Source organism: Burkholderiales bacterium (assembly GCA_023511995.1).
In the GTDB taxonomy this organism is placed as follows: Bacteria; Pseudomonadota; Gammaproteobacteria; order Burkholderiales; family Thiobacteraceae; genus Thiobacter.
Window position 1 is genome coordinate 1 of sequence record JAIMAL010000035.1, and the last position, 9791, is coordinate 9791.

A 9791-nucleotide genomic window follows, 5' to 3' on the forward strand; every position below is an offset into this window, starting at 1 on the left:
GGCGGGGCTCAGGCACCACGCAGGGATCAGGGCTCAGAAAACGTCGGGGCTGCTTTCGCGAAGCCGCAACACCATAACCATGGTTCCGTGTGACGCCTTGCCCTTTGTGTGCTCCGGGGTGATCAAAATCCCCGCTTCCTTCTTCACCGCGCCGCAACTCCGGCGATGAGGGATTCATAGGCCGCCAGCGCCTCGGCAACGGTGATGTCCTTCACCTCATGGCTTGGCGGCTGTAGAACCCGGTGGGGCACTCCCCAAGGGTGCCAGCGGGTGGGATCGGAGCGGCCGAAAAAGCAGACGATGGGTTTGCCCAGCCCCGCGGCGATGTGCATCGCGCCGCCGTCGGAACACACCACCCCATCGCAGGCGGCAAGCCCTCCCATCAGCTCGGCCAGGCGCTGCGTGGGCCAGGGCAGAAGGGGCAGGTCTTGTGTGGCCTGCACGATCCAGTCGGCCTTTTCGTCATCCCCGGGATGATGGGGATTGGTCTCGCTGCCGGGCGACCAGAACAGCATGAGCCGGGCGCCGTGACGGGTGGCGAGCTCGCGGGCAAGGCTGGCGAAACATTCCTTTGGCCAACGCTGGGAGGGTTTGCGCGCGCTGATGTGCAGGCCCACTACCGGGCCCTGCCCCCGTGCCGCGATCGCTTCGCGCGCGCGCCGGGTCTCCTCCTCCGGCGCCACCAGGACGAGCGGTCCCGGCGGTCCCTCCACTCCCAGCGGCAGCAGCAGGCGGAAAATATCCTCCACCTCATGCATCGGCGCCGGCAGCGTGTAGGGAACCGCGATGTCGATGTGCTCCACCCCCGGCTTGCCTGCCTCGGTGAAGCCGATGATGTGGCGGGGCGCCACCGCGCGGGCAAGCCGCAGGGCACGCGGCAGAAAATGGGCGCCGGCGATGATGGCGTAATCGAAGCGCTGGCGGCGCAGATGCCAGAACAGGCGCACGCGGTCCCAATACACGCCCGCCACGGTTTTGCCTGGCGGCCGGTGCTTGGCCTTGGTGTAGTGGTACACCGCGTCGAGGTGCGGGTTGCCGGCGAGCACATCCACGTTGTAGCTGTTCACCAGCGCGGCGATGAAGGCATCGGGAAAGCGCGCCCGCAGGGCGCTGAAAAGCGGCGTGGTGCACACCAGATCGCCGATGTTGTCGCGGCGGATCAGGAGGATTCTCATACCCTCATCCTTCGAGATAAGGCAGCGAGAAGTCCAAGCCACGCCATCGAGGGCCCCAGCCCCAGCCAAAGTCCGTTAGCGAAACCAAGAACGATGTGATTAACAAGAAAGCCAAAAATGATTGCGCCAACAACTCCTTCCCAAGCTGGGCCACCGCGGGCCAGGTGCCACGATTGCCACAGTGATATGCCGAGTACGGCCAAATAAGCGGCAACTCCCACAATCCCGGCTTCGAAGTAAATCTGCAAGTACAGATTGTGGGGATTGACTTTATCCGTGGGGAGCGAGAAATACGAAACTTGCGCCTTGGCCACTGCATCATTACGCATTGCCTCCCAGCGCGCGAGATAGCCATCCTCGACAGCGATCTTGCCGAGTTTTTTCCATCCGAACCCGTACCCCAGCAACGGCCGAGCATTGCCGATTTCTATCACGCCCAGCCAGATTGGGACGCGCCCGCTCAAGCCATCGCTTTCGCTGCCATAAGCCCGACGATCCAAGGCTTGCAAATAGGTTTTTGGAGAAAATGCAGCCGCGAAGCGCTCGCCAAGAACCGGCTGTGTGACCATCAGGACTCCCAAGGCAACGATCGCCCCTCCAAAAAGAAAAACGAGCACCCGCCATTTCCGCAAAACAGCCAACATAGCCAAAGCGGAAACAAGCGCCGCGAGCAGAGGGGCGCGTCCTTGAACAGCCACTATGATTCCTAAAACAGCGGCGGCAGCGATGGTTCCAAACCAGCGGTACGGGCTGCGCCAGACCATCAGTCCGATGTAGACCGGAAAATAGAAACCGGCATCCAGCGCCAATCCTTTAACAAACCGGCCTTGATCCCGTGCTGCAGCGAGGTCCCCGTATGCAAAAAGTTCGATGACCGCCAGTCCGATTCTGGCCAGGAAAGCAAACCCCACGAGCAGCAACAAACGCCGCTGCCATTCTTCTTCTCTGAAGGCAACAGCAGTCAGAAGAAAAAGAAGCAGACCGGGCAAAAAATGCTTGCGCAGCTCATTGAGACTCGATAAGGGATCAACTCCCGCAAAGGCACTCAGAAGAAGGATGGCCAAAAGAGCCATTAAGCTGGTCGCCAGGGGCATTAGGCCCTTGATGACGAGTTGCCTCTTTTGCCACAACCCAATTGCAGCGCCGAGCATGAGCAAGGTTGCGCCATTTTTCCATGCCGCGTTATGGGTGAAGGGCACTGCAATCAGGTACATCAGTACGCCTAGCCGCGCCAGCCCCTGCGCAGAGCAGCGGCCGAAATCTAGCCGCCCAATGTTCATGATGCGCGACCCCTCGCGTCTGTGCCGCAGTTTTCCTGGTGGCTTGCCTTGAGCAAAGCGTCGTCATAAGCGCTTTCCAGCCTACGGGTTACTCTCTCCGGGTAGAAAGTAGCCACTCTGAGACGGGCGTTGGCCAGCATTTTCCGTCTGTCATGTTCGCGTCCGGGCTCCAAGAGCGAGAGCGCCGCGGTGAGGCCCTGTTGCAAGGATTGCGGATCGCGAGGATCCACAGTCACCGCACAATCAGGGCCGGTGAATTCCGCGAGCCCTCCCGTTTCCGACACCAAAAGAAGCTTGCCTAGCGCCATCGCCTCTTGGGCGATGAGGCCAAATGGCTCGTCGAAGGAAGGCATCGCGACAATATCGGCCAAGCTCATCAACTGCATGAATTCGTTTGCAGGCAACCTGCCCCAAACCTCGACAAATGGATGCGGTAGCCCTGGCAGGTTTTCTACCCCGTTTCCGGCGAGAACCAATTTCGCTCGACCCGGCGCGAGCTTGGCGAACGCTTCGATAAGCTCTTTGCCACCTTTCAGAGGGCTGGCACCCCCTCCAAAAAGAATGACGGGCGGGCGGTGCGGCGGGTTGGTTGGGGCAGTCAAAGCAATGTTCTGCAGCTCCAGCGATAATGGGTTCGGCACGACTGCAAAAGGCTTGGGAGATCCAGTTTTGCATAGGATGTATTCCCGGGTGCGCTCGCTGACGAAGAGGAGAAGGTCGGCAGATTCCGGAATGACAGGGTGAGCGAAATGCCGATGGTAATGAACCACGACGGCTGGCCTGTAATCGAGCCGTCCGACAACGGAATCGACGAGCTCTTGCCGGTTGTGAAAATGCAAAATAGAAGGCCGTAATTGCCGAATGAGTTTAACAAGACTTGGGTAAGTGAATGCCCCGAGTCGTAGCATTTTGTTGAACAAACGATTCGTTACGCGATTCTCATAAAAACTGTAAACGCTCACCCCATTCAGGATGAAATGACTCTCGCCTCGCTCTGCCGGGCAACAGGCAATCGAATGTGCGTAGCGCTCGCCATGCGTCGCAAAAGCAGTTATTACCTTTTCTACCGAACCGGCGGTATTCCGGATGTCGGCCCAAAAATGAATATGTAAAACGGAAGGAAGGCCAGAAGTCATCGCAAGCTTTTGTGGGCAGCAACCGTGTGGCCACCTTGGGGGTACAGACGATAATTGGGTGCCTCGAAAAGCCGGTCACAGCGGCGAAAGCCAGTGTTTAACCCCTTGATTTCGCGGGACTCCAGTATTCTCCGGGATGGCGAATCCGATGTTTTTCGAGGTGCCGTTTTGACAATGCGGTAGCCGAAATGACCGAGCATGCTGTTCACGAGGCGTCTGGCGGACACTTTCTATTCCTTGGCTGAAATAATCACGCTGCGTAAGAGGGAAATGACATCAGCCACCGATACGTTCAGGCACGCCCGGTGACTGTGCCGGCACTGGTAGGGGGCATCAAAGGCATGGGAGCAGGGTGCGCACTCCGGCTCTGAAGGCACGACGATTGCCTTCGCTCCCAGGGGTCTCTGGTCCAGGGGATCGGCAGGCCCCATGATGTCTATAACGGGAACCCCTGCTGCGTCGGCCATGTAGGTGACGCCCGAATCGACGCCGACATACGCATCAAGCTGTGCAAGCAGGGCGGGAAGATCTTCGAGAGTCCATCTCCCTGTAGCATCGATCACCCGTTCAGAACCAAACCGGGCCAGGATTTCGTTGGCAAGCCGGCTGTCCTGGCTCGTGCCAATGAGCACCACGCGTGCATTCGTCTGTGACAGGACGCCATCGACCAGCGAAAAGAGCACGCTGGGCGGCAATGCCTTCATCACGTTGCCTGCACTTATTCCGACTCCGAGGTATGGGCCCGCCTCTGGCGCAAGTATTGCCTTGGCCCGCTGAACGGCTTCGGTTGAAGGCTGCGGGATTTCATTGGGCAAGGCCAGCAGATCAGCCACGCCGGGAACCCCGAGCCCTCTCAGCGCCTGCAGCGCCGTGATACGGAAGAGTTGCCCGTGGATGTGGGGTTCACCGTATGTCAGCAAGGGCCAGGCGAGGCGCGCGCTGCCCTTGCGTCGGTCGGGCAACACCGAGATGCGGCGAGGGATGCGTGCCCACAGCGGTAGAAGAAATGTAGAAAGGTTGGGGCTTAAAACGATGACGGCGTCGAAGCCCCGGACGAGGAGTCGGTAAAGCCAGCCTTTGCCTTTCAGTCCGCGAAATCCGCGGGTGGGCAAAGACACGACTTCATCAATCGAATCGAGCTTTGCCGCGAGGGGCGCCGTCACCGGGTTGACCAGGACGGTGACGTGCGCACCCGGCAGAAGCTGCTTGATGGCGCGGAAGACCGGTGTGGTACTGACGAAGTCCCCGATTTTCGCGGTCTGGATGACCAGAACGCGGCGAATCACAACCTTTCTGCGCAACGCTGCCAGGGGCAGCAGCACCGGCGTCGCCAGCCATGTCAGGAGGAGCCAGAGCATGCCGCCTCCCACAAGCAGTTCTGCACGCCTTCCACGTACTGCTCAATGGAATACTTCTGGCTTACGCGTTCCCTGCCTGCCGCGCCCATCTGTGCCCGCAACGCCGGGTTTCTGTAAAGCTGCATGATCGCGTTCGCCAACGAACGGACATCGCCATGCGGGTAGAGCAGCCCGGTGACTTTGTCCGCCACGACTTCGCCCGAACCGACCGCACGCGCAGCAATCACAGGTTTGGCAAGCAGCATTGCCTCCAGAATAACCCGCGGCAGGCCTTCCCGGTGGGACGCAAGCACGAAGATGTCCATCGCAGCGATCCAAGGCAGGGGTTCACGCTGAAAACCGACGAAATGAGTTTGCTCGCTGACTCCCAGTCGGCTGGCAAGGGCGCGCAGGTTGGCTGCCTCGGGGCCCTCCCCCACGATCAAGAGATCCACGCGGGGACCACCTTCATCCCTAATCAAGGCGATGGCACCCAGAAGGTCTGCGACCGATTTGCGGGGAACGAGTTGCCCCACGGTGCCAACGATCAATTGCGAGGTGGACATCCATTCTGATCGTTGTGGTGAGGGCAACGCCTGATGGATGTCGATTCCGTTCGGCACAACCACCAGGAGATGGTCATCAACGCCCTGATCTCGCAACGATTGCGCGACTCCTTGAGAGACGCAGATGATGCGGCAAGCGCTATGGTTGGTTATCGCGACCTCCGTTGGGTTCAGACTCGTCTCGATACGGCAGTGCTGAACGACCGGCAGCCCCGCCAGATCAGCGGCCAGGTAACCCTCGAGGTTCGATGAGGGCTGGTTGTTCATGTAGAGCTGGTCGAAACGGCCGATGCGCAGGAGCTCCGCCAGGCGCTCGGCCATGGGCATGATCCTCCAGCGTTTGTCTATCCGGAATATTGCCTGCCGGCGCCATACGGGCCAAGAACGCAGCAGGCCGCGAACGAGCTCCTTCGTGATTTTGGCCCACAGGGGTTGTCTGGGGGGGCGCAGAACGACGAGCGGAATGCCAATGCGGGCGAGCTCCTCGGACAACAAAGGGCCATTGGCGCCCCGCCGGTAGTCGGTGTAGAAGCAACAGACAACGGAAAAACGTTTGCGATCGATGCGCTTTAGCAATTCGATCATGCTGTTCGTGCCGCCGCCCCACTCCTTGCCGGTGTCAAAAAGGAGGATGGTTTTTCTTCCCGTATTCATCGCCCCCGGTCCTTTTGCAAGATCCTTGCAACGGCGGCCGCAACTTCATTCACCGAAATATTTTCCATGCACATGGGGCGCGCGTGTGGGCAGCGCTTGGACAGACAAGGGTCGCAGGTGCGCCATTTTCTGACAACGATGTGCCTGTCGAGATCGTAGGCCGGCCCAGACCGTGCAGGATCGGATACCGCGAAGAGAGCAACGACGGGGGTGCCAACCGCAACTGCCAGATGCATCGGGCCTGTATCCCCCGTCACCAGGACGGACGCTTTCCCCAGCAGGCTGGGAAGCGCGATGAGCGGCAGCTCGCCGGCAGAGGCCCAGGCCAGCGGCTGATCGCCGGAATGAGGCAGGCTGTTGATTTCGTTCGCAACACCGGTGCACAGGTTTCGCTCACGTGGTGACCCCGTAACGACGAACCGCACCTCACGCGCGACCTGTAAAAGAGCGTCAGCTAGCCCGACGAAGCGGTCGGCCGGCCAGCGGCGGCTATGGGTGGAAGCCCCGGGTTGCAGCGCAATGAGCGGAGTGCCGTCCCATTCCAGCGCGCGCAGCCGCTCTGCCACCAGGCGTTCCCCTTCCGCGTGGCGCGGGACGGCCATGCGTCTGTCAAACGGCCCTTTGGCCCCGGCAAGGGCGATGACTGCCAAACGTTGGTCGATGCCGTGCCCCATATCGGCCCAGCGCAATACGGGCACCCTGTTGGAGAGGAGGAAATTCCACTTGCTGTCGTTAGGCAGCTTGAAGATGTGGCGGGCGCCGGAAAGGTAAGCCAACGGGCTGGCCTGTGGCTCGTTGCCATGCAGGATGACTGCGAGATCATACCCCCGCAGTCGCCGCGCGGTGGAAAAGAAGCCAGCCCATTTGTTGTCATAGGGCACGAATTCGTCCACTTCGCCAAAACCCTCGAAAAGTGGCAGAAGGTCCGGGTGGATCACCCAAGTGATATGCGCCTGGGGATAGGTCTTCCGTAGGGCGCGCAAGGCGGGGGTGGAGAGCAGCGAGTCGCCCAGCGCCGTGCAGGAAATGGCCAGGATGCGTTTGATTGCAGAGAGGTCGATGTCGCCAGCGGGCCGTGGGCGCCCTTCCCAATGGGTTGCGCTCTTCAGCCAGGCATAGAGCAGCCATTCGATTACGGGAAAACGCATTTACGAGTTCCGCAATCTGACATAGGCGGCAGCGAGCCAGGGGCGGCGATACCAGGCCAATCGTTGGCCCAGCCATCCCCCGTCTCGGTCCCGTACGGCGATGCGCGGGATGGCACTGGGGGCGGTGTGGGGGGTGACGGTTCCCCGCGCGACGGTGTATTGGTACTCGAAGCCCAGGCGTGTGGCGGTTTCCCGGTAGCCGGCTTCAAGGTGGCCCCAGGGCCAGCAGAGGTGGCGCGGGGTGTGACCCAGATGTTTCATCAGTGTCTCGCGGGAGGCTTGCAGGTCTTCGGCAAGACGCGCAAGGCGCGTGGCCGGGTCCGGATACTGCAGGTCCCAGCGGAGATGGCTGTGGGTGTGAGATTGGATTTCCACGTGGCCGCTTGCCTGCATGGCTTCCAGCTCACCAAAACGCAGCATGACCTCGTCGGCGCGGCCCTCGGTGATGAGCTGTTTGCAGGTTTTGTGGTCGGGGCAGGGGGCCTGGGGGCGGGGATCGCCCTCGCCGATGAGACCGGTGATGACGAAGATCACGGCCTTGAGCCCGTATTCCCGCAGCACGGGGAAGGCGTGCACGAAGTTGTCGAGATAACCGTCATCGAAGGTGAGCATCACCGCGCGGTCAGGCAGCGGTTGGCCGGCGAGGAAATCCTCGAGTTCCCGCGTGCCGATGGTGTGCCAGCCGTGTTCCGCGAGCCAACGCATCTGCGCGCGGAAATTTTCGGGGGAGACCGTCACCAGCCCCGGGCTGGGGCTGACATGATGATACATGAGGATGGGCAGGGCCTTCGCCGCTTTCATGGCGCGCCTGCTTGAAGTTCCCGGTAGACCTGAAGCATGGCCTCGCCCATGCGCTCGATGCTGAAACGGCTTTCCACCCAGGGGCGGGCGGCGCGGGCAAAGGCGGCGCGCTTTTCCGGCTGGCTGAGGAGATCCAGCAGGGCGGTGGCGAGGGCCGCAGGGTCGTTGGCGGGCACGAGCAGCCCGGTTTGGTTCTCGCGCAGGGTTTCCGGCACACCGCCAACGCGCGTGCCGATGACGGGCACACCCATCGCCTGGGCTTCGAGAAAAGCCGTTCCCAGTGCCTCCTCACGGGTGGGCAGGACGAAAAGATCGAGGGCGGAGAGGATTTCCGGCACATCGCGCCGCAAGCCGAGGAAGTGGACGTGGGAGGAGATGCCCAGGCGCTCCGCCTCAGTGCGGAGTTTTTCTTCCTGGGGCCCGTCGCCGGCGATGACGAAGTGAACGGCGGGCAATCGGGCAAGCACCCGGGGAATGGCCGCGAGCAGGTCCCGGTGTCCCTTCTTATTGCGCAGGATGGCAAGGGTCCCCACCAGCAGGGTGTCGGGGGCGAGGCCCAGTTCCTGCCGCAGTTGGGAAGTCACCCGTTGTGGGTCGAAACGTTGCAAGTCCACGCCGGTGGGCACCACGCGGATACGGGTTGCGGGCACGCCCCGGGCGATGAGATCGTCGGCCACCGCCTGGCTTACCGTCACCACGCGGTCCGGCAGCCAGGTGTAGGTGGCGGGATGGGTGGGCGGCAGAATGAGATGGCGGGTGCGCACGATGTGGGGACGCCGCAGAAGGCTGCGCGCGGCCAATGCCGCGAGCAGCGTGTCGCGACCGCTGTGGGTGTTGAGATGGGTCGGGCGATGTTCCTGGAAGAGCCGGCGCAGGGCAAGCACGCTGCCCACGGCCAGCCCCCGGCCCATGACCACCGTGTGGACGGCAAACCCCCGCTCCCGGGCCCGGGCCGCCAGACGCGCGCCGGGTGGGGTGACGACGGCGGTTTCGATCCCCTGGCTGCGCAGATATTCCATTTCCAACAGCGTGCGGTTCTCCTGGCCGCCCCAACCCAGCGAGGATTCCGTGTGCCACACTTTCATGCCGGGAGCGCACCCATTTCCAACTGCACGCGGTAGAGCCGCGCATACACCCCGTTCGCGGCCAGCAGTTCGTTGTGGGTGCCGGTTTCGACGATGCGGCCGGCTTCCAGCACGACGATGCGGTCGGCCTTTTCGATGGTGGAAAGGCGGTGGGCGATGACCAGGGTGGTGCGGTCCTTCATGAGTTCCTCCAGCGCCGCCTGCACGTGGCGTTCCGATTGGGTGTCGAGCGCCGAGGTGGCCTCGTCCAGGATGAGGATGGGGGCGTTTTTAAGCAGCGCGCGGGCGATGGCGATGCGCTGGCGCTGGCCGCCGGAGAGCTTGACGCCATTTTCCCCCACCAAGGTGGCGAAACCCTGGGGCAGTTGCTCGATGAATTCCAGGGCATGGGCGGCGCGCGCGGCGGCGCGGATTTCCGCCTCACTCACTTGCGAAAGCCGCCCGTAGGCGATGTTGGCGGCGACGGTGTCGTTGAACAGCACCACGTCCTGGGAGACCAGGGCAATCTGCGCCCGCAGGTCGGCCAAGCGGATTTCGGCGATGTCGATGCCATCGATGAGGATGCGGCCCGAGGTGGGTTCGTAGAAACGGGGCAGCAGGTTGACGAGG

At 61.9% G+C, this 9791-nt stretch carries 9 protein-coding genes; all 9 read right to left on the reverse strand.

Going from position 1 to position 9791, the window contains the following annotated elements; all coding sequences use genetic code 11:
- Positions 1–143 precede the first annotated feature (143 nt).
- The gene (locus tag K6T56_12345; protein ID MCL6557134.1) at positions 144–1175 is read right to left on the reverse strand and encodes a glycosyltransferase family 9 protein; all 1032 of its coding nucleotides are present in this window, start codon (positions 1173–1175) and stop codon (positions 144–146) included.
- Complete coding sequence (locus K6T56_12350; GenBank protein ID MCL6557135.1) at positions 1172–2455, reverse strand: O-antigen ligase family protein; 1284 nt, start codon at positions 2453–2455, stop codon at positions 1172–1174. Before K6T56_12350 ends, K6T56_12345 begins: the two co-directional genes overlap by 4 nt.
- The gene (locus K6T56_12355; protein MCL6557136.1) at positions 2452–3591 is read right to left on the reverse strand and encodes a glycosyltransferase family 4 protein; all 1140 of its coding nucleotides are present in this window, start codon (positions 3589–3591) and stop codon (positions 2452–2454) included. The genes K6T56_12350 and K6T56_12355 overlap by 4 nt, the downstream gene beginning before the upstream one ends.
- Before the next feature lie 230 nt (positions 3592–3821).
- Positions 3822–4949 carry a glycosyltransferase family 9 protein gene (locus K6T56_12360; GenBank protein MCL6557137.1) on the reverse strand — a complete coding sequence of 376 codons (1128 nt, stop codon included), beginning with the start codon at positions 4947–4949 and terminating at the stop codon, positions 3822–3824.
- Entirely contained in the window at positions 4931–6148 is a 1218-nt protein-coding gene (locus K6T56_12365) for a glycosyltransferase (GenBank protein MCL6557138.1), read from the reverse strand. The genes K6T56_12360 and K6T56_12365 overlap by 19 nt, the downstream gene beginning before the upstream one ends.
- The gene (locus K6T56_12370; protein ID MCL6557139.1) at positions 6145–7296 is read right to left on the reverse strand and encodes a glycosyltransferase family 9 protein; all 1152 of its coding nucleotides are present in this window, start codon (positions 7294–7296) and stop codon (positions 6145–6147) included. The genes K6T56_12365 and K6T56_12370 overlap by 4 nt, the downstream gene beginning before the upstream one ends.
- Positions 7297–8097, reverse strand: coding sequence for a polysaccharide deacetylase family protein (locus K6T56_12375; GenBank protein MCL6557140.1), 801 nt, complete (start codon positions 8095–8097; stop codon positions 7297–7299).
- The gene (locus K6T56_12380; GenBank protein ID MCL6557141.1) at positions 8094–9182 is read right to left on the reverse strand and encodes a glycosyltransferase family 4 protein; all 1089 of its coding nucleotides are present in this window, start codon (positions 9180–9182) and stop codon (positions 8094–8096) included. The genes K6T56_12375 and K6T56_12380 overlap by 4 nt, the downstream gene beginning before the upstream one ends.
- The coding region (locus K6T56_12385) for an ATP-binding cassette domain-containing protein (protein MCL6557142.1) at positions 9179–9791 on the reverse strand (613 nt) is incomplete at its 5' end. The genes K6T56_12380 and K6T56_12385, both read right to left, overlap by 4 nt.

Excerpts from the sequence above, each read along its gene's own strand:
- K6T56_12370 (MCL6557139.1), bottom strand. The coding sequence starts at position 7,296 with ATGCGTTTTCCCGTAATCGAATGGCTGCTCTATGCCTGGCTGAAGAGC.
- K6T56_12365 (MCL6557138.1), bottom strand. The coding sequence starts at position 6,148 with ATGAATACGGGAAGAAAAACCATCCTCCTTTTTGACACCGGCAAGGAG.
- K6T56_12375 (MCL6557140.1), bottom strand. The coding sequence starts at position 8,097 with ATGAAAGCGGCGAAGGCCCTGCCCATCCTCATGTATCATCATGTCAGC.
- K6T56_12350 (MCL6557135.1), bottom strand. The coding sequence starts at position 2,455 with ATGAACATTGGGCGGCTAGATTTCGGCCGCTGCTCTGCGCAGGGGCTG.
- K6T56_12380 (MCL6557141.1), bottom strand. The coding sequence starts at position 9,182 with ATGAAAGTGTGGCACACGGAATCCTCGCTGGGTTGGGGCGGCCAGGAG.
- K6T56_12355 (MCL6557136.1), bottom strand. The coding sequence starts at position 3,591 with ATGACTTCTGGCCTTCCTTCCGTTTTACATATTCATTTTTGGGCCGAC.
- K6T56_12360 (MCL6557137.1), bottom strand. The coding sequence starts at position 4,949 with ATGCTCTGGCTCCTCCTGACATGGCTGGCGACGCCGGTGCTGCTGCCC.
- K6T56_12345 (MCL6557134.1), bottom strand. The coding sequence starts at position 1,175 with ATGAGAATCCTCCTGATCCGCCGCGACAACATCGGCGATCTGGTGTGC.